At 58.3% G+C, this 26,091-nt stretch carries 16 protein-coding genes; 4 read left to right on the top strand and 12 right to left on the bottom strand.

The features are described from left to right. Positions 1–2 precede the first annotated feature (2 nt). Positions 3–1,919 (top strand): alginate lyase family protein, encoded by a 1,917-nt coding sequence (locus VNL17_05480; protein ID HXI83526.1) that lies wholly within the window; start codon positions 3–5, stop codon positions 1,917–1,919. Between the two features lie 32 nt (positions 1,920–1,951). Next, a complete protein-coding gene (locus VNL17_05475) occupies positions 1,952–3,214 on the top strand; it encodes an MFS transporter (GenBank protein ID HXI83525.1) in 1,263 nt (420 codons plus the stop codon). A gap of 17 nt (positions 3,215–3,231) precedes the next feature. On the opposite strand, the gene VNL17_05470 is transcribed toward VNL17_05475, so the two are convergent. The 4 genes from VNL17_05470 to VNL17_05455 are packed head-to-tail and all read right to left on the bottom strand — an operon-like array spanning position 3,232 to position 10,487. Beyond that, positions 3,232–6,792, bottom strand: coding sequence for an alginate lyase family protein (locus VNL17_05470; GenBank protein HXI83524.1), 3,561 nt, complete (start codon positions 6,790–6,792; stop codon positions 3,232–3,234). Then, on the bottom strand, positions 6,782–7,543 hold the full coding sequence (locus tag VNL17_05465) for a glucose 1-dehydrogenase (GenBank protein HXI83523.1): 762 nt from the start codon (positions 7,541–7,543) through the stop codon (positions 6,782–6,784). The genes VNL17_05470 and VNL17_05465 overlap by 11 nt, the downstream gene beginning before the upstream one ends. Before the next feature lie 5 nt (positions 7,544–7,548). Beyond that, complete coding sequence (locus VNL17_05460) at positions 7,549–9,471, bottom strand: transporter (protein ID HXI83522.1); 1,923 nt, start codon at positions 9,469–9,471, stop codon at positions 7,549–7,551. Further along, positions 9,387–10,487, bottom strand: coding sequence for a class I mannose-6-phosphate isomerase (locus tag VNL17_05455; GenBank protein HXI83521.1), 1,101 nt, complete (start codon positions 10,485–10,487; stop codon positions 9,387–9,389). The genes VNL17_05460 and VNL17_05455 overlap by 85 nt, the downstream gene beginning before the upstream one ends. A 133-nt stretch (positions 10,488–10,620) precedes the next feature. On the opposite strand from VNL17_05455, the gene VNL17_05450 reads away from it, so the two are divergent. Then, complete coding sequence (locus VNL17_05450) at positions 10,621–11,382, top strand: type II secretion system protein (protein ID HXI83520.1); 762 nt, start codon at positions 10,621–10,623, stop codon at positions 11,380–11,382. Positions 11,383–11,725: 343 nt separating this feature from the next. On the opposite strand, the gene VNL17_05445 is transcribed toward VNL17_05450, so the two are convergent. The 5 genes from VNL17_05445 to VNL17_05425 all read right to left on the bottom strand — a co-directional run bounded on the left by VNL17_05445 (position 11,726) and on the right by VNL17_05425 (position 20,628). After that, positions 11,726–13,492 (bottom strand): polysaccharide lyase family 7 protein, encoded by a 1,767-nt coding sequence (locus tag VNL17_05445; protein ID HXI83519.1) that lies wholly within the window; start codon positions 13,490–13,492, stop codon positions 11,726–11,728. 43 nt (positions 13,493–13,535) lie between these two features. After that, entirely contained in the window at positions 13,536–16,508 is a 2,973-nt protein-coding gene (locus VNL17_05440) for a hypothetical protein (GenBank protein HXI83518.1), read from the bottom strand. Between the two features lie 329 nt (positions 16,509–16,837). Then, positions 16,838–18,775 carry a DUF2264 domain-containing protein gene (locus VNL17_05435; GenBank protein HXI83517.1) on the bottom strand — a complete coding sequence of 646 codons (1,938 nt, stop codon included), beginning with the start codon at positions 18,773–18,775 and terminating at the stop codon, positions 16,838–16,840. After that, positions 18,744–19,628 (bottom strand): TIM barrel protein, encoded by an 885-nt coding sequence (locus tag VNL17_05430; GenBank protein HXI83516.1) that lies wholly within the window; start codon positions 19,626–19,628, stop codon positions 18,744–18,746. The genes VNL17_05435 and VNL17_05430 overlap by 32 nt, the downstream gene beginning before the upstream one ends. Further along, positions 19,612–20,628, bottom strand: coding sequence for a hydroxyacid dehydrogenase (locus VNL17_05425; GenBank protein ID HXI83515.1), 1,017 nt, complete (start codon positions 20,626–20,628; stop codon positions 19,612–19,614). The genes VNL17_05430 and VNL17_05425 overlap by 17 nt, the downstream gene beginning before the upstream one ends. Positions 20,629–20,740: 112 nt before the next feature. Here VNL17_05425 and VNL17_05420 point away from each other — a divergent pair, with 112 nt between their 5' ends. Further along, positions 20,741–21,790, top strand: coding sequence for a LacI family DNA-binding transcriptional regulator (locus tag VNL17_05420; GenBank protein ID HXI83514.1), 1,050 nt, complete (start codon positions 20,741–20,743; stop codon positions 21,788–21,790). 43 nt (positions 21,791–21,833) lie between these two features. On the opposite strand, the gene VNL17_05415 is transcribed toward VNL17_05420, so the two are convergent. The 3 genes from VNL17_05415 to VNL17_05405 all read right to left on the bottom strand — a co-directional run. Then, positions 21,834–22,712: an MBL fold metallo-hydrolase gene (locus VNL17_05415; GenBank protein ID HXI83513.1), complete on the bottom strand. Its 879-nt coding sequence runs from the start codon at positions 22,710–22,712 to the stop codon at positions 21,834–21,836. 283 nt (positions 22,713–22,995) lie between these two features. Continuing rightward, a complete protein-coding gene (locus VNL17_05410) occupies positions 22,996–25,359 on the bottom strand; it encodes a hypothetical protein (protein ID HXI83512.1) in 2,364 nt (787 codons plus the stop codon). Beyond that, positions 25,356–26,091: prepilin-type N-terminal cleavage/methylation domain-containing protein (locus VNL17_05405; protein ID HXI83511.1), on the bottom strand; the 736-nt coding region annotated here is incomplete at its 5' end. The genes VNL17_05405 and VNL17_05410, both read right to left, overlap by 4 nt.

The following is a 26,091-nucleotide window of genomic DNA, read 5'->3' as shown; positions in this document are numbered from 1 at the left end:
ATATGAACCCGTTCACATCTTTGTCCCGACTAATACTGTTCGCCCTGTTGCTGTCCACGCCTGTCAGGCAAGCCCGCGCCTCGGACCCTCTGCCACCGTTCCTGCTCGACAGTAAAACATTGAACGCATCAGCCGTTGCCACCAATGCTGGCGAGGCTCTCAAGGTCCCCATCGTCACGGTTGTCGACAAGAAACGCGCTTCTCCCACCGGCGATCCGCACGATTACGTCAGCTATGGCCGCTACTGGTGGCCCGACCCCGCGAGCACCAACGGCCTGCCGTACATTCAGCGCGACGGCTACCCCAATCGCGAGCAAATGGCTTTTGGGGACCAGGATCGGCTGGGTCGCATGATCGACACGGTCGAGACACTGGCGCAGGCATGGCAACTGGAGCACCGCGAAGATTGCGCCCGTCGCGCGGGTGAGTGGATTCGCGCGTGGTTCGTCACACCCGCCACGCGCGTCAATCCTTCCTTCGAGTACGCACAGATTCACCTGGGCCGCGATGGCAACCATGGCAACAAATCCGGCCTGATCGACACACGCGTTTTCATCCGCCTAATTGACGCGTTGCGGTTGCTGCACGGTTCGCCGGCCTTCACCGACAAGGACGAGGCGGCAGTTCACCAGTGGTTTTCCGATTACCTGCAGTGGCTCACCACCAGCAAGAACGGCAAACTCGAGCACGAAGCCGCCAACAACCACGGCTCCTGGTTTCTCAGCCAACTCATCGCCATCGCCCGTTACCTCGATCGCGAAGATGACGCGCGGCAATTTGCCCGCGAGGATTTTGCGCGTATTGCCAACCAGTTCGCACCCGACGGCAGTCAACCGCTGGAGCTGGTGCGTCAGGATGGCTTGGGCTACTGTGCCTTCAATCTCGAGGCCCAATTCTGTGTTGCCAGACTTGCCGCACCGCTTGGCGTGGATCTTTGGCACTATGAGGGAACCAACGGGGCCAGCCTGCATCGGGGACTCGAATTTTTGATCCCTTACAACACGGCCCCTGAAACCTGGCCGCACAGCCAGTTGAAAACACTCAAGCCGGGCTTCCTGCGGCCCCAGATCGACCAGGCCGCGCGCATTTGGCCCGAGACGAAAGCCGAATCATCGAGTGCACCCGCCACAACCCCCGTCTCGCTTCCGGGGGCGGAAACTTTCATCTATCGCGACGGCAAGCCCGACCCGATGCGACTGCATGTTTTCAAACCGAAGAACTGGAAGGCCGAAGACCGTCGCCCGGCGTTGGTTTTCTTTTTCGGTGGCGGCTGGACCAGGGGCACGCCGGAGCGCTCGGCGAGCTATGCGAAATGGGCGGCCACACTCGGCATGGTCGGCATTGCGCCCGACTATCGCACGAAGGAACGATTCAACACGTCGCCACTGGAGTCGGTGGCGGACGGACGCGCCGCGTTGCGCTGGATTGAAGACCACGCGGACAGATTAGGAATCGATCCCAAAAGGATCGTGGTCGGCGGCTCTTCTGCTGGCGGTCACGTTGCATTATGGACCGCAATTGAGCACACGCCGCCCGGATCGGCCACTAATGAAGCGCCGCTCATCAAACCGTTCGCGCTGATTTTGGTCAGTCCCGTTTCCGATACTTCGTCGGCCGTCGGTTACACCCCCAAGCGTTTTGGTGATAAAGCGGAGGCGCTCTCGCCGGTGCAACAACTGGACGCGAAGATGCCACCGGTACTGGTATTCCATGGCGATGCAGACACGACCGTGACCAATGCCCAATCCATCGCGCTTCACGCCGGGCTCATTGCGAGCAGCAACGTTTGTGAATTCATCACCGTGCCCGGAGGCGAACATGGCTTTCAAAGCCAGTTGCCGGAGTGGAAGGACAAATCTCGCATTGTCATGACGGACTTTTTGGCGAAGCAAGGAGTGTTGCCGGTAGCGGTCAAATGATTCATGCGCCGGACGCTATCCAGCTGAAAACGATGGAATCTGGCCCTGCAGTTGATAGCGTTGAAGGCGCGCTCACCCAGTCACATGAGCCGTATGCGATTTTGCGGAACGGTGATTTTGTTTATTTCCTTGTCGGGCGGTTCGTCTCGAGCTTTGGCCTGCAAATGCTGACGGTCGCGGTCGGGTGGGAACTGTATGAACGTACTCATTCGGCGCTCGCCTTGGGGCTGGTCGGGCTGACGGAGGCCGTAACCATCTTCCTGTTCACCTTGCCTGCCGGCCATTTGGCAGATCATTATGATCGCAAACGCATTATCAAGGCGGCGGCGCTACTTGGCGCAGCCAGCAGCGCGGGCCTGGCAATTGTTTCCTGGCTGCAAGCACCGCTGGTCTGGTTCTATGGCTGCCTGTTCGCCGGAGCAGCGGCGATCACATTTTTGCGGCCTGCCGGCATGTCGTTCCTGACAGGACTGGTTCCACGCGAGAAGCTTTCGAACGCGATCGCGTGGAACAGTAGCATGTTTCAATTGGCGTCGGTGCTTGGTCCGGCAACCGGCGGCGTACTCATCGCGCTCACGCATCACACAACCACCGTTTTTATTCTCAACGCCGTGGCGAGCTTGATCTGGTTCGCGTTGCTTTGTTTCATCCGCACGGAACACATCGTGACGAACCGGGAAAAAATGACGCTGGCCAGTCTGGCCACCGGATTCAAGTTCGTTTTTGCCAACCGCCTCATCACGAGCATGATTACGTTGGATGTGTTTGCGGTGTTGCTCGGCGGCGCGGTGGCGCTGCTGCCGGTGTATGCGAGGGATATCTTGCGCGTTGGACCAGCCGGTTTGGGGCTGTTACAGGCAGCGATGCCGTTGGGATCGGTAAGTTGCGCGTTGCTGCTGGCGCATCGGCCGCCGCTACAACGCGCGGGCCGGTCGGTGCTTTGGGCGGTTGTCGGATTCGGCCTGGCGACCATCGGCTTTGGATTGTCCCAATGGTTTTGGCTGTCGCTGGCGATGCTTTTCGTTTGCGGGGCCATGGACAATGTTAGCATCGTAGTCCGACACACGTCCGTGCAACTGCTCGCGCCGGAAGAGAAGCGCGGTCGCGTCTCGGCGGTGAACGCCCTCTTCGTCGTCGGCGCTTCCGACGCGCTGGGCGGGTTCGAATCCGGTCTGGTCGCGCACTGGCTGGGGCCGGTGATGTCGGTCATCTCCGGCGGCGGGGCAACGATTCTGGTTGTTCTCGCCGTGGCGACAATCTGGCCGGAGATTCGGAAATACGGACGCCTTGAGTAGTATCCCGCCGACGCTTCTCACCTTACCCAAAGCACCGGCTGGGTGATCGCAATGTTGCGGCGGACTTCGAGGTTGGTCGGATCAGGTGGGAGGTTCCGCCACAGGTCGAGATACGGCTGTTGACCCAGCGCGAGGCCGGCGAATAGCAAACTTGGTTGGCGCGAAGGCCAATCGGCCCACGCCTGCACGTCAGGTTTGAGTGGCCACTGCGATTTATCCGCCAGAAACGGATAGAGATACGCCATAGCCTTGCGAATACCGCGACCGTCAGCAAGCTCAAACGTCCACAAGTCGTCATGGTCGGTCGAAAGCACCTGACAAAGAGTGGCCATGTTATCGAGTTGAAAGATTGAGTAACCGTAAGGTTTGGTGCGCTTAAGCTCGGCTGGGAAACTTCCGTCTGCCGCCATCTGATTGGGAACAAACACTTCCTTGAACTGCCGACGGCACTCCGCAAGTTTCGCTTCGTCGCCCGTGAAGCCAGCATAGACCGCGAGTTGCAGATAGAACGCAACAGTGTGGTTGTTTTTGGTGCCAGCTTCCTCCCTGCCGTTCTTGCTCGTTATCATCCATTCCGCCAATTCGCCGAACCACTGCTTCAATCCAGCCAATACTTCAGGCGGAAAGGCAGATGACTTCTGCATCGCCTGAATCGCGAACGGCACTTCGATCAGATGCAATGCATCAATAATACCGATGCCGCGACCGGGAGTCTTGCCGGGAATCGCTTGTGCGTATTTTAGGTGCGGATTCATCCGCGTTTGCGGATCGAGGAAAAACACGCGCAGCAACTCGACCGCCTTCGTCACGTAACGATCGTCGCCGGTGATCTTGTAAGCAGCTGCGAGCGCGGCGACTGCGTCGCGCAGATCGCGCATGGCAAGCCGATGCTGTGAAAAGTTATCCGGGTTCGATTCGCCGTCGCGCTCGATGTAAGGTAAACCGTCGGACTTCGTCGGGTCGGGCCACCAGTAGTCGCCGTTGGAATAAAAATCATTAGGCCCACCTTCGCTCAACTTGGTCCGGAACTTCGTGATGGCCAGCGGCTCAAGCCCAAGCGCGACGTTGGCGGCTTTCAGAATTCGCTCACGGTCAATCGCCGCCACGTCGAGCGTCAACATCGTTACGGCAGTCGGCGTGTTGGTCATGCTCAGAAATTGCGTTTCCAAACCGGCACTCGCCACGCTGACGACGGCCCTGCCACTGGTGAGCCGCAGGCTGATCTGCGCGCGGCCGTTGTAAAGCTGCACCACGCGTGAACCAATCGATGTGCCAAGATTATCGAGCAATCGACCGTCACCCGCCAAACCGAAGCGGACGCCATTGGTTGCGTCAAGGCAGGACACGCCCTCCTTATCGAACATGCATGCCTCGACGGTGACGATATCGCTGCTCCGCGAAATTTCCCTGAGTGCGAGCTTGGCTGGCTTGTCCCAAACCGCTGTCTGATAGCCGACGGAGATGTCGTCACTCACTTCAACTCCGTCGCGGCGACCTACGGCCCGTAGCGCGTTCGGTCCTTCCTTTAATTTGACTGGCCAGCGCAAACCCGCTGCCGGAAAATCCGCACTGTTACGCTGCTTCACGCCCGCCGAAACACCGTTGACGAACAATTCCACTTCGCGGCAATTGGAAAACACTTTCACCAGTTTTTCCTCACCGAGTTTACCCCAACGGACTGGCCAGGTGTGCCCGTAAATATGGACCATCGGCTTCTCGGCGCAGTAACTCTGAAAGACGTAGTAGCCTTCCTTTGGCGTGCCGTCGCGCTCGACGAGGCCCTTCTCATTCACGCGCGGAATGGGATTCCCCGGACGCAGCGGCGTAGCGAAGTCCTTGAAAATCCATTGCGCGCTGCCTGTCAGGTTCGTCATTTGCTCCTGTTCCTTGAGGTGCCAGTCGAAGAGATTGACGATGTAGCTCTCCGACCAATCGCCGTCCCGTGACGCGCGCGCCTTGCCGCCAGTCGGCTTGTAGGCTTTGCCGGTTTCCGCGGTGCCCTCGCCGGTACCAACTTCCTGCAGGAAGTTTTCCGGGTCTTCCGAATGACGGCGCGCGTGGCTGTCGCCGCCCCACTCGGCGTGGAAAAACCTGGGGACGTTGCCAATCCATTTCTCCACCGACGCGCGATACTCGGTGTACCGGCCCGAATACCAACCCGCCCAAATGCTCGGGGAATACACATCCGGGATGTCCTCGCAGAAGTCGCAGCGGCGGATGCACGTCTTGCGCGACGGGTCGGCCTGATGCGCGAGCGTGTTCAACTCCGTCATGAACGCGCGAATGGCATTGGTGTTGAACGTTTCGAAATCACCGGGCCAATCGTTCTCGTTGCCCAGGCCCCAAAGAATCACCGACGGATGGTTGTAATGCTGTTCAATCATGTTTCGCAGCATGTCGCGGCCCTGTTGTTGGTAACGCTCGCCGCCGAGACCGCCGCGGCACCACGGGATTTCCTCCCACACGAGCAGCCCGAGTTGATCGCACATCTCCAGCACGAGCGGTGATTGCTGGTAATGACCGAGTCGGACGAAATTCGCACCCATGTCCTTGATCTGTTGGAACGTCTTGCGGACGACATCATCCGGCACGGCCGCGCCCACGCCCGCGTGGTCTTGGTGATATTGCGTGCCGCGTAATAACAATCGTTCACCGTTCAGTTTGAATGGCCCATGCTCGACCCACTCAAAAGAACGTACGCCGAACATTTCTGTCATTTGCTGTTCGCCTTGGGGCGACTTTAGCGTGACGGCACAACTGCAGACAGCCGGTGATTTTGGTGACCACAGTTCGGGTTTGGCGATTTCAAACGAGGCAACTTCCTTCTCACCGGACCAAGGCGAGAGTTTGTTTGACGCGGTCTGGAGGACGTTGCCTTGTGGGTCGCGGACTTCGATCGCGAGTAGGACTTCGCCGTGGATTGCCGTTGGATTGTGAAGTCGGGCCCGGACTTTGATGGAAGCTCTGCCATCTGCCGTGAGCGTGGGCTCTACGTGGACACGCTCCAACGAAACCGCCGGGACATATTCGAGATAGACGTGACGGTAAAGACCCCCGTAGCGGTTGAAATCGCTCTGGTCTGACGGAATCATCTCCGCATCGCGGGAATTATCGCAAAGCACCGCGACAGGAGTGGCGCCCTTAAAAAGCGAATTCGTTGCGATGCGAGCGCCGGCGTCGGTAATGTCCACAGTCCATTCGTCGTAGCCACCGACATGTTCGCCGACCTTTTCCATTCCAACAAAGACCCGTGATTTTTGCCCCGCGCCGTCGAAGTGCAGCAAGGTTCGCCCGTTTGGAAATGGATTCTCCACCTTGAGTCGCGTGCGATACCAGCCCGGCCCCTGGTAATAGGGCGTGTCAGGATCAACCGAGTCGCGGGCGTTAAAACAGTGCGGCAGCGTGACGGGCTGCCAGGTAACGTTGTCGGCAGCCCTGTCGCCGCGCCAGATTTCCCAAGTACTACCGAGTTGGCCCTGATAAAATTCCCAGCCGTTGTCGAGTTGCTGGCGTGACTGCGCAAAGGTAAGGCTGGCACAGGCCAACAGAATTCCAAAGACTAGAGATTCACGCCGCATACACTCCTCCGTTGATGTCGAGCGTCGCGCCGGTAATGAATCCGTCGAATTCCGAGGCCAGATAAACCACGGCGCGCGCGATGTCTTCCGGCGAGCCGGCACGGCCGAGTGGGATTCCGTCAACAGTTTTTTTCGCGCTGTCCTCGGTCGTGTGCGTCTCGTGGAAACGTGTGCCCAAAATGAATCCGGGCGCCACGCAGTTCACGCGAATTCCCTTGGGCGCAAGTTCATTGGCCAACGCACGTGTCCACGTGAGGACCGCGCCCTTGGCGGTGGAGTAGACGAGTGAGCCGGGATGACCGCCCTTGCGCCCGGCGAGCGATGAAAGATTCACAATGCTGGCTTGTTTGGCTTGTTCCAGCCACGGCACGGCGGCGCGTGTGACCCACAGCACCGAAGTAACGTTGACATTGATGACCCGCTCCCAAAACGCGGCGTCCACTTCCTGGATCGAACGCCGCTGGACGAGGTCGCCCGCATTGTTCACCAGCACGTCGAGGCCACCGAGAAAGTTCGCGGCGCCGTCCACCAATGCGGCTGCTTCCGTTTCCTTCGTCAGGTCGGCGCGAAAGATTTCAGCCCGGCGACCGCGCTTTTCGGCGAGCGACTTCAGTTCACGCGCGCCGGTCTCGCTGGAGAAATAATGGACAGCCACGTCCGCACCCGCGGCGAGCAGGTGTTCCACGATGCTGTATCCAAGTCCCTGGCCGCCGCCGGTGACGAGCGCGCGTTTTCCGTTGAGGTTTCCCATAATATTTATTGAGTTGGTGGTTTTCGGGTAAGGCGAGTGTAATTCCAGTAGAGCAAGCCGCCGACGCCCAGCATCGTGCCGGCGCAGGTGAACATCCCGAGCCGGCCGACCGGCGAGTTCGGGATGAGCACCAGCAACGAAATGAACGCGCCGTAAACCAGGCTCAAAAGCCCAAGGGTGCGGTATTGCTGCGCGTCGTTGCCCGCACCTTCTTCTTTGTGAAAATCCACCGGCGTTTTCATGCGTTGGAAGAACTCTTCCACACGTTCGATTTCCTGCGTCGAACGCCTGCGCGCGAACAGGCACGCACCCAGGAACCACGCGGAGCAGACGATCACGGCCAGCAACACGCCTAGCAGCAAAAACCAATCATCGCTTTCGCGCACGGTTAGCGGGTGCCCGGTCCAGCCCGTAACCTTCTCCAGCCACGCTGGATTCAGATATGTGTCGGCGGGGTCAAGCATGGGCAAATGCAAGTGTCTGGTGATCCACAGCATCCACGATGGGGTCGTAAGTATTTTGACAGTCAGCGAGGTCGCAAACCCGACCACAGCCGTCGTCCAGCCGGCCCAGGCTGGCGCGCGTTTGATGAGCGTGCCCCAGATCAGTGGCATGCAGTAAGGGAGGGCGATCAAGCCGCCAAATTGCAGCATCAGTTCAAACAGCGGTTTCTTCCCGGAGCTGAAGGCCAGCGCCGCGGAGATCACCAGGATGCCCAACAGGAAGGTCACGAGTTTGCTCACGATCAACATTTCTTTTTCGGGCGCGTGCGGGCGGATGAGGACCTGGTAGAAATTCTTCACAAAGAAGCCGGCGTTCTTGTTCAAGCCGGTGTCCATGTTGGACATGGTGGCGCCGAAGATGCCGCTAATCAACAGGCCGAGCATGCCGGCCGGCATATTGTCCAATCCGGCCACGACGAACGCGCCCTCCGCGGGGTTCTTCAGGTGCGGAAAAACCGTGTGGAGATCCGGATGCACAATCCTCGCCACCATCGGCGGAATGAACCAAAAGATCGGCCCCACGACAAACAGGATCGAGCCCAGGAGCGCGCCTTTCCGTGCCTCCCGACCGTCCTTTGCGTTCAGGTAGCGCGAAGCCTCCAGCATATTATTGGTGGAGGTGAATTGTTTGATGATGATGGCGATGATCCACAGGTAGAGGATTTCCGGTCGCGCGCCCTCGGTCCAATGCAAATGGTGGTGGGGCAGTTTGTCCAGAAAACTGCTCCACCCGCCGACTTGCGCGATGGCCAGAAATGCCGTGACCAGCGTGATGGGCATCAGCACCAGCGTCTGAATAAAATCTCCCGCGGCGACCGCCCAGGATCCGCCAATGACCGCCATGATTAACACCACCGAACCCGTGACGATGACTGTCAGGTAAAGGTCCATGTTAAATGCCGCTGAAATGAAAACCGCCAGACCGCTCAGCCAAATGGCGGCGTAAAGCACGCCGACGGGCAATTGCACCCACGTAAAAAACTGTTCGCTACCGTTGCCAAATCGCGCCTTCACGGCCTGGATGGATGTGATTACGCGCATCTGCCGGAACCGCGGCGCAAAGAAGGCAAAGTTGCAGAAAAAACCCAGCGCGTTGGCAAAATACAGCACCATGATCACCGGCCCATCCTGATACGCCTTGCCGGCCGCGCCGGTGAAGGTCCACGCGCTGAACTGCCCCACGAACGCCGAGCAGCCGGTCATCCACCAGAGCATCTTGCCGCCTCCGCGAAAATAATCGCTTGTGTTGCCGATGAACTTGCGGCAAACCCAACCGATCATCGCCATGAACGCAAAATAAAACCCGATAACCAGATAGTCGTATTTCGAGAGCATGAAGTTCAGGAGTGCCGGGAGGATGACCGAGCCACGGGCAATTTGGCGAGGAGAATTTCCCAATCGCCCGCCGGTTGTGTCCAGTTCCACGATTGCCCCGCGCCCGGCAGCAGCAACGTTTGACCGGCCCGTACGGGTTGTCGTTGGCGGCCGCACACCAAATCCGCCTCGCCCTTGATAATAATGAGCAGCAACAGCTCGCCACCCTGCCAACTCGCATCGCCGTGCCCGCGTAGTCGGTGCAACCGGAAGTATTCATGGTAGGCCGGCCCGATCAATTCCTCTTCGCAATAGGCGCTGGTACGGACCAGTTCTCGGGGTGATTGTTGAAAGATGCGCCTGACTTCCGCGAGGGAGTAGGGTCGGTAATCAAACACTTCCATGCAGGTCTCCAGATCGAGTCCCATGAAACACGCGTCCGGCGCCAGCGTTAAACCGGCATTGGTCGTCTCGCAGCGGACCACCCAGTCGGTCGGCTCCATCAGCTCCATCATGAAAACACCGGCGCCGATGGCGTGCGGCGTTCCGGCGGGGACAACGTAACAATCGCCGGGCTGAACACGGATTTTTTCAAAGCACGCGAGCATTTCGTCAACGCGCTGTTCCCGGATCATGCGCGCCCATGCTTCGCGAGAGGGTGAATGTTGGAAGCCAAGATAAACATGGGCTTCTCCGCGTGTGCCGAGGATATACCAACACTCGGTCTTGCCGGCGGGGGAGTTGAGATGCCGGCGGGCGAACCGGGCATCCGGATGCGCCTGGAATTGAAGGCGAACAGAAGAATCCAACAGTTTCCATAACACGCCAAAGGCCGCTGAATCCTGTCGGGCCCGTTGACCTGCTCCAAACCAGAACCCCGGCTTCTGTTTCAGCAATTCGATGAGCAGACCGTTATCGGCACTGGAAATCCGGCTCAGCCCCTCCCTCACTCCCTGGGAATTCTCGCCGTTCCGGGCGAGGACGGTCGAGGCCAGCCAGTCTTCGGGAAAATGGTCGTCCCCGGTGCCGGGTTGGCCCCGAAAAGCCCGCAGAACACTGCCACCCCGATAGCTTCGCCACACGGGATTGGGACCAAGTGGCAGGCCGGATAGGAATTCGCGGCTCATACGGTTGATTAATAATTATCAAAAAAAGTGTTGACCGCAAGGCCAAAATCCGCTAAAGATATAGTCAACAGCTAAGAACGGCTTCGATGCGGTGGAGGATGACACCGCGATAGATTCAGGGAAAGACAATACCATGAAGCAAAGTGACGCCAAGACACAACGTGGTTCTGCCAGCCGACACCTGCGGGCCTTTACGCTCATCGAATTGTTGGTGGTTATTGCCATTATTGGCATTCTCGCCGCAATGCTCCTGCCCGCGCTTAACAAGGCACGAGAGAAGGGTCGCATGGCAGTCTGCATATCCAATTTGCGCCAGATCTCCGTCGGCATCAGTCTCTACACCGACGACAACAGCGGATACATGCCGACGGCTTCCTATGGAGCTAACGCGACAGCGGGTCCCTGGCCAAAGCTCCTAGCCACCTACATACCACACAGGGATAACAACACCAACGCCACATCAATGGCCAACAGGGTCTTCATCTGTCCCAGTGCCAAGTTTCCAGGATTCCTTAACTCGGACATCAGTTATTCGTATTCGTGCACCGGAGCGATGTTAGGATTTCCGGCTAATGGCAGTGGCTTGACTTCTGCGCAACCCCGTAAAGAAGTCCAAGTCACGACCAACCCCTCGGAAACGCCGCTGATTTTCGACACCCAGAAGGACTTTCTAAACCCCCTCAAGCCGGATAGCCGATCCAATATTCCTTGGGGCAGTTCACCACCTTCCGCCAATTGGGACCTGAACACCTCCGGAAGTCCGGACGCCTGCAAGTCCTTGGATTTTCGCCACAGCAATAGTTCAATGAACATCCTCTACGTCGATGGCAGCGTACGCAATGTGACTTGGCTGCAGGCCAGGCTGTTTACCCAGTCTCTCTGGGAAGGGCGGTAAGGCTCATTTCCCAAGCCCCCTCCAGCGGGACAACAGCAATACTCTGCCGAATTCCTCTCTTGTGTGGTGTAGGACGCGACCCGCAGGTACCACGCCTTTCAGGCACGGGGCACGCCGGGCATTTATCCCCCACCTGCACGTAGCAAAGCACCGGATGCCTCTTTTCTGGCGGAGCACTGTTGTACCGAACCCACGGCAGACGTCTGGCGTACTTTCATCTTGGAAACATCTGGAATGGAATGAGGAAGAGCACAGCCGGGGATAGTTCACCGAGTCGTGAACGTGGCTTTGTTGCTGTTTGGTTGCTGTTCAGTCCTCACGGCTGCACTCTTCCAAGGGGTATTCATGGCACCAGCACGCGGACCCGGTAGTAACGCGACGGCGTGTTGGTCGCGCCGCCGGCATCGACCATGTTGGTCACGACGCCGTTACCGGTCCCGCCACCGAGAATGTTGGTCACATTGGCGCTTATGAAATTGCTCGAATAGCCGCCATCTGGGGCCCCTGCAGTGAACTCCAGCACATTGGTGCGCGACGCGATGCCCGGCGACCAGCTACTGTCGCCATTGGCCCCAAGATAAATCACGTTCATGTCCGTGCTGTTCGTGTTGGCGATGCTGATGATGTGCAGATACGCCGCCGGGTTGGTGGGGTTGAAGCCCACTAGAAATTTGTTGGTGTTGCTCATGCCGGTGCCGAAGGGATCAGTCGAGTCCCCCGATACGCCGTAGGTGTTCGACCAGGATTGCAGCGGGGTAATAACATTGATGTATGCGGTCTTGGTGTTGGTGCTCGACCCGCCAGAATTGCTGGCGATCAGTCGCACGGTGAAAACGCCGGCGGTACCATAGTTATGCAACGGGTTCTGCAAGGTGGAAGTCCCAGTGTCGCCAAAATTCCAAACCCAGTTTGTAGGGGAACTGATTGAGGCGTCGGAGAAGGTCACGTTCAACGGCGCAACGCCGTTGGTTGGGGTTGCCGTGAAGTCAGCGGTTGGCGGAAATGGGTTCACGGTCAACACGGCGACGCTGCTGGTGACGACCCCCGTGATATCCGTGACGATGACCGAGTAATTGCCCGCGTTGGTGAGCTGCACATTGGGAAGCGAGAGCGTGGTATTGGTTGGATTATTGTTGAGCGGCGCCCCGTTAAACGCCCAGGCATATTTCAGGGGCGGTGTGCCGAGGGCTCCCACGCTAAGGGTCACATTACTGCCCACTGTCACAGTCTGCCCGGCTGGCTGGTTGGTGATGCTGGGCGCGTGGAACCTGGTCAATGAATAGAAGGCCACTTGGGCGCCATCGGTGGAGCAGTTGCAGGTGTCGACAGTCTGGTTGTAATCGCCGGCTTTGAAATACAGGGTGTTGCCTGAGGCAAGGTCCCAGTTCTGGGCGATATGGCCATTGATATTCGTGCCGCTTAAGAGATTCCACGAATTGGAGACGTTATTGACCACGATCTTCAAGAGCCCGTTCACCATGGACATGGTGTAATTGATCGTGCTGTTCGTGGCGACGCCAGAGCCTGAGATAAGCGTCTGACTAAAACTGCTACTGACGTTTCCATCCAGATTGATATTCACGTAGATTTTCTTATTGCCGAAATCGAACATGATCATTTCCTCATTGCCCACACTGGCGCTACCGTCCGGCTTGGTGTTCGGCTCATGCATCTGACCGATGCAGACCTTCTGCGTGTCGGAGGGCACCCGCAACACCTTGCATTGGCCGGTCAGGATGTGCGTGCCGAAGACCGTCCAATTCGTACCGTCATTGCCCGGAATTAACTCTTCGCGCAACTCGCTGCGCGGATGGGTGCTACCACTGGTGGTGGCCCCATCATCAGGGCACCAGAAAACCATGGAGCCATCAGAACCAGTGTAAAAGTAGGCATTGGTAAATCCCACCAGTTGGGCAGGCTTTATTTCGTCGACGCTTCCGCCAGTGCCGGTCAGCACTCCGTTTGAGGTGGGTAGCTGCAGTTTCCAATGACTCAAGTCGAAGTTGCCGCTCGGTGGCAGATTGGGATCCAACGCCCACGCCGTCGCGCTGGAGAACCAGAACGACCACAAGAGAACCAAGGCGAACGTACTGAAACGATAGCGACGCATAACTCGGTTACCGATAGCGACGCGGCCACCAGTCGCCAGGATGTTACGGCACCAGCACGCGGACCCGATAGTACCGCGACGGTGTGTTGGTCGCCCCGCCAGTATCCACCATATTGGTCAATGTGCCAAGCCCAACCCCGCCACTGAGGATGTTGGTCACGCCGGTGCTGACGAAATTATTGCTGTTATAATTGCCGGCTGTGCCCGCGGTGAACTCCAGCACGTTGGTGCGTGAGGCAGGCCCGCCCGTATAGGTGCTGTCGCCGCTGGCGCCCAGGTAGTCCACTCGGACGTCGCTACCACCGTTCGTCTTGGAGACGCTGGTGATATGGAGGTACGCTGCGGCATTCGTGGGATTGAATCCCGCCAGGAATTGATTGGTGTTACTCATGCCCTTACCCAACGGATCCGCGCCAGGGGCTGAATTCAAGGGGCTGCCGGTGAAGTATTGCGTCTGCCATGTCGTGAATGGATCGCTGCCGCCGGTCGCTTGCAGGATCACCGAGCCGGCTGTGTTCGTGTTGATGACGTAAGTCAAACTGCCGTTGGGCGTGGTGCCAACGGTCAGGGTACCGCTGGCGCTCAGGATGCCAGTGTACGTAAACAATGTGTAGTTACCGGGGCCAAAGCCGCCGGCATTGGCGATATTGAGCGTGCCGCCCAATTTCAGGTTGTCATTGACCGTCACCGAATCGCTGCTGGTGCCCAGGTCATAGTTCAGCACGGCGGAATTCCCAAAGGAAAGGCTGTTGCTGCTGAAAATCGAGCCAACCGACCCGGCGAACCCGGGAACGAATGTGCCCAGGACGGTGATGGTGCCGGTCAACGTGCCGTTGCCCCGCAGGGAGGCGCCGTTGGTGACAACGAGACCGGGGGAACCGAACTCGTGATAGCCGGTGTCGCCTGCCGCCATATCGTAAAATGCGGCGCTGGTGCCATCGCCGACGATAAAGACGTTGCTGTTGTTGGCGCCCGAGTCGGTCTGCATGCTTCCCGCGCTGAGCGTGCCAGCGGCAAACGCAAAGGTATTCGTGGGCCGAACCCGAACCGTGTTGGCCACGATCGTCCCGCCGTTAAAAAAGAGAGTGTCGTTGAGTCGGTTCGTGCCGGGACCGCCGACGTTGAGGGTGTCACAGGTCAAACTGGCATTTGTAACTGTCAGCGTGTTTCCGGATGTCCCACTGACGCCACCAACATCCACGAATCCACTATTGATAATCACCGCAGGCGCCCCCGGACCGCCGAAGATAACCGAATTGAACGTGGAGATAGCATTGTCACCAATATCCAGAGAGCCATTGTTAACAAGGGTAGCACCATCCCGAACCACCAAGCAGTTGTGGCCGCTGCTAACCACATTGCCGCCGCCGATGGAAAGGGTATTCGTGTTGAGATAGCTGACTCCGGCCGTGACGTTCGACCAAATCGACCCAGCGCCGGCAACAACTCCGGTGCAAAACGAACTGCTTGATCCGATGGTGCCGCGTTCCGAGAGCAACTTGCCCCCGTTGGTAATAAGCATCGAACTGGCGGTGCTTAACGAGCCGTCGCCGATAACAACGCCCATGAGATTGCTGCTGCTGACGGCATTGATGGTACCCCCGTTAATGGTGAGGACGCTGCCTGGAGAGGCCATGGTCAGCACGTTCGTTAGCGTGGCGGACACTGCGTATTGATTGCTCAAGATGAGCGTTCCCTTGGAAAGAATAGTCGCGTTATTGCCACCAATCCCCTGGATTGCCATCGCGCCTGCGGTTAATACCGCATTTGTCACAAATATCGCGCTGTTCTGTGCACCTGAATTATTCCTAATTGAGGTCCCAACAATACCGGTGCTCATGGCTCCCGTCCCGCCCATGTGAACTGTGCAGTTATTACAGGGATTCGCGTTGGGGAAGGTCAATGTGCCGGTGCAACTGATAAAGGCACCGTCAGAAACGATCAGATCATTGTTGCTGGCGTTAGCCGAGCCGCCCAAGAGCAGACCCCCGGGGGACGCGATCAATTTGGATCCTGCGCCGACGACAACCCCGGTATTGAAGGACGAGCCGGTTCTGCCGATGGAGATGGTGCCTTGAGCAGTAATTACCCCCCCGTTGCTGACGATCAACATGCTGTTGCCCAATCCGGCGGCACCACCGATAGAAACACCGGCGGCACCGAGATTGCCGGGGTCGAGATCAGTGATAAGGCTGCCGGGGCCCGAAACGAGCACCAGACTGTTCGAGATGACGTGCGTAGAGCCAGACCCAAACAGCTTGCCGCCGTTGGTAATGATCAGTGCGCTGCCTCCCGTGCCGACACCGGCATTCATGGCCAGGGTGGCGGTCCCGCTAATGCTATTCGTGACGACGCCGGGGCCGCTGATGACAAGCTTGCCCGCGGAGGCAACGTTACCCACGAGAAGACCTCGGAAAACACTGCTGCCGGGAGTGTTCTGGTCATAGAACACCGTTCCATTGGTCACAAACAAAGTGCCGACGGAGTTGGTACCCTGGCCAATTTGGACAACACTCCCATGGTTTGCGTTCGTGACGGCGAGAATCCCGCCCGCCCAGTAGACCGTTGCCGTAGTAAAATTGTCGGCTGCGATCCTTAATGCGTTGGTGACCGTCAACGTCGACGCACTGCCACTCATCGTGACCAACGTATTCGAGAACACGAGGGTGCTCAGGCTTGCCGGGGCGGTGACCGTGACGTTGGGACTCGAGTTGTTTGTGAAAAACGCCGTGTCGCCCGTGGAGGGGAAGCCGCCCGTGCCACCGACGCAGGTGACGGTGGCGTTGGAAACAATCCCCGCCGAGCAAACCACGGGGTTACCATTCGTGTCGAGACCAGTGGCCTGGTTTGTCGTCCAGGCAGTCGTGCTGTTCCAGACGTCGTTGCCATTGGTCCAGGTCAGGCTGAACGCCAAGCCGCGCGAGGCGCTGGCCAGCAATCCCAGAGCCATGACAGCCGCAACGAGGGCTGGGGTTGATTTACGAAAGATCCGGGTGAGAGGTTGCAACTGAATCATGTTATCCATCCCTTGCCATTTGTAGAGCACTAGTTTGCTCCTGGGTTCCCAAACGCCCTTGCATCAACTTCTGGCACGCGTGTGCCGCGATTTCGGCCGGAATAAAAAAGCCTTCCCGTTACTCTAGCTTTATAAATATTAACCATGGTGTTTCGGTAATGCAAGCGAATTCTTTCCTGTTTTCGAGCCTTTTCCACAAGACAACCCTGAAATAGCGTTTCCCATGCCGTGACAAGGAAGAAAACCAGCGGAACCCCCAAAACCCCGCGCCAAGCTCGCCAATGAAGTCAATTTGTCAGTCATAATTATCAAACGGGCTGGATCGCCCGCTACACCACGGGCAACGCTGGTAACTCCGCGTGCGTTAGGTGCCACTCTCCGAGCGCGGGATGGCGTAGCGTCAGTTTCCCTTCGGAACTGGATTGAACCTTCCAGGGAGCGCGTTCCTTATCCGTCCGTCCAACCCAAACCAATGCCAGCAAGTGTTGCTCCCCGACTATCTTTTCCGTTTCCCCCGCCAGGACGAGCGAGTGCCAGGCAAGGATGTGTGTGCGACGTTCCGGATCGGACTCATGCGCTTTGGTACGCCGGAAACCCAGTAGCGGTTGGAATGCCACGCCACACTCAGCGGTATTGGCGCGAGCGAAGCCGTCGGCAATCGCCAGTTCGCGGTGCGTGGCATCTTTCAGCGGCAAACTGTACGTGCCCAGCCGAAAGATAGCCGGTTGATAAGCGACCACGCGGTGCCATTGAAATTGCCAGCCGCCTTTCCACCAGAGGTAGGTCTCCACGCTGGCATGGTTCTGGGCGAAGCGGTCGCCCAAACCGTACGCCGACGCGCAATGATCCGCTGCCACAGCAATGGGCTGGCATTGGTGGCGGCCGTATATCGTGCCGTTCGCGAATTCCGCCGTAAGTGCCGCGTCCAGCGGGTAACGCGTGGCGGACGACGCGATTTCGCCGCCAACGCCGGACCGGAAACTCAGCTTGCCCCATTTCCACGTGCCGAACGCGATGTTGCCCACACTGATCCCATTGGAACTGTTCAAGACCTCGACTTCACCATCATGGCCGCGCACGACCAATCCGGCTTGCGGTACCGCAATTTGGAAATCTGATTGTTCGGACGGCAGAGGTTCGTCCTTCGACTGCCAAAACCGGTGTTTCGATGGCAGCAACAATGGGGAAAACCCTTTGGCAGCCCAATACGGGGAACTTGCGCAACTATAAGCCTCGGTGATTTCTGGAAATTCGTCGGTCCAACCGAGGGACAACGCTCCTTGCTCCTGTAACACGTGGTGGCGTAGAAAGAAATCCAGGTTGCGCGTGCAGACCCGCCGGGCCTGGCCCGAGGGGATCGCTGTCACGCCGCAAAATTCTGCGAGACCGAACGGAGCGGATGAAGCAAACCGGTAGCATTGAGATCGTCCAAATGGAGGATTCTCGCCACTGGCGGCAAAGAAGTGGATGTAATCCTTGAGAAACTGCCGAGTCCAGTCTTTCCAGCGGCGGGCGCGTTTGGGGTCGGTGTAACCGTAGAGCCTGGACCACCACAGCCCGTAATAATGAAAGGCGTAGGCCTGATAGTAATCCACTGTTTCGTTCATCCCGTCAATGAACCATCCGCCGCCCAACGCCATGCTTTCGAGCACATCCAGCAAATGGCGCATTACCGGCGCATCGCTGCTGCGGGCAAAACCTTCCTGATTCAGGAACGCCAGCGTCATCACGCTAAAAAACATGTGATTGTTGCGGTGTAATCCCCCGCCACGAATGCTGGCAAACCAGTTCGCCACCTGTACGCGTTCCGGTTTCGTCAGCGGCTCCCATAGGGAAGGGTGGGCGATTTGGAGGGCCAGGGTCAGTGCCGCCATTTCGACGGTGTGTTGGTGGTGATTGGCCGTTGGGCCCCAGTATTCCGGGCTGGAAGGGTCGGTGCCAGCCAGCAATCCGCGCCGGAACCACGCCGCAATATCATCGCGGGAAAGCTTTTCGGCCACACCCGGTTCGCTCGCCAGCCAATGAGACGCCAAGAGGCACGGGCGCGCGAAAGATTCGAGCCGATCCGCTTGCGCACCGTGGTTGCTGGCCTGCCCGCGCAACGGCAGATCCGCCTTGCCCGGCCTCATCAGGGCGGCGAGCGGAACGAGAAGGTTCTCGGCCGCGGAACGCCACCACGCGTAGGAACCTTCCGTCGCCGTGTTTACGGGAACGTACGCGGTTGCCGCGGGGGAATTAACGGGTGATGGCAGGAGATTGGTGTTCATTGACAGCCTTCACAGAACCCACAAACCATGGCTGCGCTTCCAACCGCGTCAACGCCTCGCGCAACGGCGGCAGATACGGATGCCAGAGACGCTCCCATTCCAGTGAAACTGCCCCCGCGAATTGATGCTCAGCCAGCAGGTTGACGATTTGTCCTAGTGGCATTTCGCCGTCACCGGGCAGAACGTACGTGTACGGATGCCGTGCCGAGGGTTTGGCGATGCTGTCTTTGACATGAACGTGACGAATCCACTTGGAGAGTTGCGACCACGATTCGCGCGGGGATTCGCCCCCGAGCCGCCAGGTGTGATGCGAGTCCCAGATAATGCCGATCGGTTCACGCAATCGGGCGAACAGCTCGCGGCACGGACCCGAAGCGGAGAATCCGTCGTGTGTTTCGAGCAATAATTCAATGCGCCAGCCGTGCCGCTTTTTTTCCTGTTGCCACCATGCGACCGTTTGGGCCGCTTGAGCATAATCCGCTTCATTCAGCGGATGTCCCCACGCACCGCCGCCAAAGGCGCGGACGTATGGCGCGCCCCAGGAGTCGGCCCACTGGCAAAACGCCAGCATCTCGGCCCGGGACTTTTCATCGTTGCCGACGAGCTTGAAGGAAGAACCTGCAACACGGAGTTGGATTCGATGGTGCGCCAGCAATGCGGTGGCCCGGAGCGGCATCCAGCCCTTGTCCGCGGACCATTGCGGCAGGTCCATACGTCCATCCACGGCGCGAATTTCCAGTTCGCGTAGATTAAAGGCATGGAAAAGTTCGCAGATTTCCGGGAGGGAGAGCTCCGCGCAACCGAGAGTGGAGGCGCCCCACGACAAGCCGCGCCTGCTAACTGCTTCGGTCATAAACCTCCAGTGTCACGACAGCGTCCAACGGTTCACCGCGTAAAAAGGCCCGAAGATTCTTCAATGCGAACGCCCCGGCATCGCGCCGCCGGTCACGTGTGGGACCGCCGAGATGGGGCAGGAGTGTGACGTTTGGCAGTCCGCGCAGGGGTGAATCGGCCGCGAGTGGCTCTTGTTCGAAAACATCGAGCGCGATTTGCAGCCGACCTTCCCGCGCAACGCGAAGCAATCCACCCTCGTCTATCACACAACCGCGGCCGACATTTACAAATACACCACCTTCGGGAATCAGCCGCAGATGACTCTCGGTTACGATATGATAATTCTCCGGCGTTGCCGCGGCCAACTCCACCACCACGTCGGATTCGGCAAACAGCTCCTCCAGCGATGCCAACCGTTTTACGCCGAAACTGGAGAAAATTCCGTCCGGCATGCTCGGTGAAAAGGCCTGGATCTGTGAGGTGAACGGTCGCAGCATCGGGACCAAACACTGACTGATTGAGCCGAAGCCGTGAATCCCCACGCGCCGGCCCAGTAAGCTTTGGGTGAAGCTACTCCCGTTTTTCCATGCGCCGTCCCGATGCATCGCCACGGCCCAATGCGACGCGCGCCGCAGAGCCATCAACGTCAACATCAGCGTGCATTCGGCAACAGTTGCGCTGATCGAACCGCCCCAATTCGTGACCACCAAGCCCTGCTCGATCAACTCGCGGGGGACGAGCTTGCGGATGGTGCCTGCCAGGTGGCAGACGTAACGCAACGGCTTCAAATCCACCGGTTGCAGGGTCGAATTGAGGGAGGGCGTTTGCCATGCGGAGATGAGTATATCCGCCGGGGATCCGCGCCACAGTCGCTCCCAATCGTTCGGACCGGCGAGCGGGAGGGGGATGCGCTGGTATCCCGGTACGAGTTTTTCCAATTCTCCCCACATCGGGCCGGGGAGGAAGTCGGCAATCTCGAGGTCGCTCAAGGCGATAATGGCGCGATGGTTGGACATCATTTAATACTTATCAAGTAATCGGCCCACTTGCAAGTGGAAAGATTTATAATCCCCTGGGCACTGGCGGCACTTTCTGCTTTCAACCGCGGTTTTATTGGACTAAATTCGGGATGTGAAGAAAAAGGAGAGTGTATCACAGCAACGAATTGCCCAGGATCTGGACGTTTCGCAGGCATTGGTTTCCATGGTTCTTAATGGGAAGCGGGAGAATATCAGCCCGGATTCCTATCAGCGGATTTGGGACCATGCGATTAAAATCGGGTATCGACCCAAGGGTATGCAGCTGAACGGGGACGGTGCCCTGGTTACGAATGTGGGGTTCATTCTGCGCAGCGGGCTGCGGCTGCACACCCAGAGCAATTTTTTCAGCCATGTCCAACACGGGTTGCATGCGGGCTTGCTGGCGCACGGGTATCACTCGATGTTTTTGGGGTCCGAAGACGACCTTGGGGTCCGTACCGTCCAGCAAAAGCTCCGGCAAAACCAGGTTTTCGGCCTGGCGATACTCGGGCAAGTGGACGAGAAATTCCTGAAAGCCATCAAGGCGGTCCAGCCAAATCTGGTGGCCATCTCCGTAAGCTATCCCGGAATTTGCCATTCGGTGATGCCCAATGAAAAACAGGCGCTGAGTCTTCTGGTGGAACACCTGGTGGAACTGGGGCATCGCCAGTTTGCGTGGGTGGCTGGCGACAAGGGCCTTCATTACAATATCCGTAGGCGCGCCGGATTGGTTGAGGCGCTAAGCCAGCACGACTTGAAATTGGCGGACAGGTTCACGATGAATGTGGAGCTGGGCGACCGCCTCGGCGGGTGGAAAGCGGGCGAAATCATGCTCGGCCAAATCTCCCGCAAGAGTTTCCCCACCGCCTGGATTTGCGCCAACGGTTTGATGGCGCGCGGGGTGATCAATTGCCTGATGCAAAATGGGTGGCGTGTGCCGGAGGAAATCAGCGTCGTCGCCGTGGATGCCACACGGGTTTGCGTCGAGGAACATCCGCAGATTACGGGCGCCCATGCCGATCCTGAAAAAATCGGGGTGACCGCCGCGGAGCTATTGCTGAAGCGCGCTGATTCGGAGGAGGATGAAAGCCTCATGGATGTGCTGCTTCCCTCGCATTTGACGGTCCGAGAAACTTCCGCCAAGCCACCCGTTACTGCGTGAAACGCATTAAGGTGGGCGCCGCCAATTTCCTCCGCGCATTTCACTACTGCTGGCTGGCTTGCTGTTGCTGAAACTCCGGGAAGAACGGGTTGTGCAGTTTCTCCTCGCCCACCGTGCTCAACGGCCCATGCCCGGGACAAAGAATCGTCTCGTCGGGCAGCGTAAAAATGCCCTCGCGATTTGTCCGCAACACCTCACCGTAATCCACCATCCCGCCGCCCATCGAACCCGCAAACAGCGCATCACCCACCAACGCCACCCGCCGCGCCAACCCCGTCACCACAAAGCTCGTCCCACCCCGCGCATGCCCGCTCGTCCGCCGCGCCTCGATCTTCAATTTCCCCACCTCAAAAATCTTCCCATCCTCAAACGCCTCCGCCCCCGCCAACACCTCCCGCCCGCTCACATACGCCCTCGCCCCCGTCGCCGCCTTCAACCGCCCCAAATCAAACACATGGTCCGTATGCACATGCGTCAATAAAATCATCTCCACCCGCAGCCCCTTCTCCCGCGCGAATTCCAACATCCCATCGCAATCCGCCCCCGTATCGAACGCCGCCGCCTCCCGCGTCTCCGCGTCATACACCACATACGCGTTCACCGTCATATCATCGAACGGCGTATTGAACCGCCCCAACCCCCGCACCTCCCCGACCTCCCGCGGCCGCCACGCCCCCCGCGCGCTCGCCACCAACGCCTCCGCCCCCAACCCCAGCGCCCCCGCCACCTTCCGCAACACCGCCTCATCCACCTCGCCCCGCCGCACCGCATTCACCTCCGCCAGCGACACCCCCGCCCGCTCCGCCAACGCCGTGCCCGACAGGTTCAACCCCCGCTGCGCCTTGCCCACGATATCCGTAAAATTATCTTCCAGCGGAATCACAGCCACTTTTTCACCGGTTTTTTTCAACTTGCTTGCCATTGTTAAGCGTCGTTGGCTGTCGTTCGCTATCGTTGAACGTCGCTGGCCGCTTGAACCCACGCCGCAGCCGTTGTAGGGCGACCATCTTGGTTGCCGTCGTCCTCTCGCGCCTGCGTCTTGAAAGTTGAGCGTTTCGCGTTGGACGTTGAATGTTAATTCGTCCAACCATACCCGAACCCAGAGCGCGTGTCCAGCACAAAATATCACTTTCCGATAAATAGGCAGACATGCCCGCTCAATTGTAGATGTACCGGTGGTAGAGCGCGCGGAACCAGCCCTTGCGTCAATAGTATCGCAAGTAGCGGATGCGGTATCTCGGGCCGCTGCCGGGCGGGTTTTCATAACGCTCCACCACCGCTTGCGCCTTCACTTCGCCGGTAATAAAGTCATTGCCGGTCGCCATCCCCGGGGGTGGATTAGCAGGCGGGTTGTATTGCCCATTCCCGTCTACGTCCTTGATGCTCTGGGCCCACACCCAAACCGTGAACATACTGGAGCGAACCGTAATGTCATTGGCAATGCGACGAATGACAGCTTCCCTGTCGAAATCATTCCCGCCACCGTTGTCCAAGCCGTTGACTTCGCAAATCTCCCCGGCGGTATCAAAGATGCCGTCCCGACCGTTCCGCATGCCGTACGTATCGATGGCGGCGCGGCCAGCAGGAAAATCATCAGCGTAGATATTCTGTGGGACCGTGCCCAGAGTGGTGAGCGCGTTGTTCAAGAGCGCGTTCAATGGAACCAGACGTGTTGTGCCAAAGACCGGTGTACCGGCGGTGATGCCGCCATTGATATTAATGCGCCCGGAAGTTCCGCCGCCGACGGTAAATAGATCAAGCATCGCCCAGTCGGGAATTTGTTGTGTCGCCTTTTCAGAGGCCGGTTGCGGCTGCAATCGCACGTACTGCCAGGAGCCCGTTGTATGGATAAAACCAAGTTCGCCGAGCGATTTCATCGGCGCGGCGCGTATAACAGCCTTCGACATGTCGGCCCCGAATGGATAACCGGCGGGTCCCGGCGTGCCATCGAACGGATTCGCTCCTTGCCAAATGTTGCGCCTCCCAAGTGTGCCGACAAACGGACTGGTGTATCCTTCCCATCGTCCGGGCAGCGCGTCCGTATCATTCACGCACGGATCGGCCGCTTGAGCACCATACCAAACGGGACCGGGGCTTGCCGTATCGAGAGTCAACGCTGGAAGCGTCACACCGGAATAATCCAGACGACGAGGCGTTCCTGCATACGGACGGGCATAAGTGATTTGAATGGATGTGGCGGGAAGAATCGCGGCTCCCCCCAACGCCACGGGCAGTTCTGCGGGAGTTTCGGTGAAGACGACGTAGCTTCCACTGGCGAACGTTCCGCTCACTGGAATCGTGACGGGTACGGCGCTGAACCCCGGCCCGGCCGGCAAACCAGAAATTGTAATTGTGTCTCCCGCTGCTGTGTATGACGTGTCGTACATGTAAAACAATTCCACCGACACGCTTCGCGTCACGTCAGCCCCTGTGACATTATAGGCGACTTGCACCTCGTTGATGTAGGGCGTTTTGGCCAGCCCAAGAAAGACCGGTGGTGTACCGCCGCCATCAAGTGGAAACGCCTGAGGATCGACGAGGCTTTGGGGATCGTGCTGGTAGGCAATGATGTTAGCGACGATTTGTCTGAGGCCATTGGCGCTATATTTGCCGTCGAACGTTGCGAGCGGACCGCTGAGGGAATACATGTTCCCCAGTGCGGGATCCGATAGGTGGGCGTACGCGTTGTTCGTGCCGCCGCCGCCCGAGCCGTTGACGTCGCGTATGTTGAGTGTGGAAAGAACCGACCGCTCGCGGTCAAGAGCGTCGAAGTCGTCCGCGTAATCCGGGTAATTCGCGTCGTTGGAATAGGTGGTGAGATAGAATTGATTATTGGTGAAATCACCGCTGGGACTTCCACCCACATCAGCACGCTTCACCTCTTCAATGGTCGTAAATCCGGTCAACCCTTGTGTGGCTTGGATTGAACCTGCGGAAGCGCTAAGGCCCGCCTGCAGCATGTTTAGATCAACTTCGCTGTTTGTGCTGTACCCGTATGCGTCGGGTGCCGTCACGGGTCGCTGCCCGGCTGTCTGAATATTGACCTTGGTTGCCTCATCGTCCACCCAAAAAGCGTAGCGACCAACTAGATGATTGTTCGCGGCCAACGGAGGCGGAGCGACAGCGCCGTTTTCGCCGACATACAGCCAGCCCACGTTAATCTGCACATTGGCTGGGGTGCTGTACTCGAGAGGATTTTGCCCCGTGATCCAATAGCCATCGTTCATATTGGTTGGATCGGCTAAAGTGGGGTCGGAATAAAGGTTCACGAAACCGACGGTGCCGTTGTAATTCGTCCAGATCACCCCGGGAAAAGTTACGTATGTGGAGAAGAGCGTAGGGGTCGCGATCCGTTGCGCGGTGGCGCTGGCAATGGTGGCAACCGCGCGGTCAATGGCGGCTTGGGCCAATAGCTGGGCTTTGGATTGGTCGTTGAAAGCTTTCGCGGAAATGCGCTCCGTCCGCATGCTGCTGACGAACGCCAAAAGCAGGATGAGAATGACGGCCAATATCGTCAGTGTCAGGATCAGCGCAATGCCGCGCTCGTCATTTTGCTTTCGCGTTTTCATCGCTGGGGAATTCTCAAATAGACATCGAAGGCGCGTACAGAGTTTGTCATCAGATTTGCCGAGGCGATCGGATTGGCTGCCATGTTTCGGAGAACTCTGGCAGTCTTGGAGTCCACGACTTCCAAATGCACGTTAACATATGCAGGCGGAAGGCTGAGCATAGTGGTTGGGCTTGCTGCTGCTGGTGCAGTGAAGCCGAGGCCATATGCTTCTGTCCAACCAGGGACGGACGTAGAATTCCAGGAGACGAATTGGGTGTTTTTAGCATCGTAATAAGTCACCGTAAAATTAATGACGGCATCGCTGACCACGCTTACATTATCGGCGGTTGAAGGCCAAGTAGTTGGCTGTGTATAGATATCCCATTGGCTGCTTGCAGCAGTAGTGAAACGCCGCTTCAGAGTGAACGGCGGTGCCGTCTCCGGGCCGAGCACGTAGGCGACCTCGGCTAAATCCGCAACATTGGGGTTATCGCTCACGGGTGCCATGAACGCCAAACCATTTGTGATGCCATAGAACTGGATCTTCGGCGATACGACTGCCTGGCTCAGGTCGCGGGCCATCAGGTCCACCGTGGCCCGGGCCTGCTGATAGCGATCCACATCTTTTTCGCCCTGCTTCCAGGCTACGGAAGCCGAGTTGAAGGCAACCGCGAGGAACCCGACCATGACCAACAAGAGTGTCATGGACGTCAGCAACTCCAGAAGGGTGAATCCCCGTTGGGACGAAGCT

Source organism: Verrucomicrobiia bacterium, from assembly GCA_035577545.1.
Lineage (GTDB): Bacteria > Verrucomicrobiota > Verrucomicrobiia > Palsa-1439 > Palsa-1439 > Palsa-1439.
The sequence above is the reverse complement of the archived record's forward strand: the minus strand, read 5'-3'. Positions and strand labels throughout refer to the sequence as shown.

Coding starts and splice junctions, on each gene's coding strand:
- VNL17_05430 (HXI83516.1), bottom strand. CDS start 19,628: ATGACCGAAGCAGTTAGCAGGCGCGGCTTGTCGTGGGGCGCCTCCACT.
- VNL17_05440 (HXI83518.1), bottom strand. CDS start 16,508: ATGATTCAGTTGCAACCTCTCACCCGGATCTTTCGTAAATCAACCCCA.
- VNL17_05415 (HXI83513.1), bottom strand. CDS start 22,712: ATGGCAAGCAAGTTGAAAAAAACCGGTGAAAAAGTGGCTGTGATTCCG.
- VNL17_05480 (HXI83526.1), top strand. CDS start 3: ATGAACCCGTTCACATCTTTGTCCCGACTAATACTGTTCGCCCTGTTG.
- VNL17_05410 (HXI83512.1), bottom strand. CDS start 25,359: ATGAAAACGCGAAAGCAAAATGACGAGCGCGGCATTGCGCTGATCCTG.
- VNL17_05435 (HXI83517.1), bottom strand. CDS start 18,775: ATGAACACCAATCTCCTGCCATCACCCGTTAATTCCCCCGCGGCAACC.
- VNL17_05450 (HXI83520.1), top strand. CDS start 10,621: ATGAAGCAAAGTGACGCCAAGACACAACGTGGTTCTGCCAGCCGACAC.
- VNL17_05475 (HXI83525.1), top strand. CDS start 1,952: ATGGAATCTGGCCCTGCAGTTGATAGCGTTGAAGGCGCGCTCACCCAG.
- VNL17_05445 (HXI83519.1), bottom strand. CDS start 13,492: ATGCGTCGCTATCGTTTCAGTACGTTCGCCTTGGTTCTCTTGTGGTCG.
- VNL17_05465 (HXI83523.1), bottom strand. CDS start 7,543: ATGGGAAACCTCAACGGAAAACGCGCGCTCGTCACCGGCGGCGGCCAG.
- VNL17_05470 (HXI83524.1), bottom strand. CDS start 6,792: ATGCGGCGTGAATCTCTAGTCTTTGGAATTCTGTTGGCCTGTGCCAGC.
- VNL17_05425 (HXI83515.1), bottom strand. CDS start 20,628: ATGATGTCCAACCATCGCGCCATTATCGCCTTGAGCGACCTCGAGATT.
- VNL17_05455 (HXI83521.1), bottom strand. CDS start 10,487: ATGAGCCGCGAATTCCTATCCGGCCTGCCACTTGGTCCCAATCCCGTG.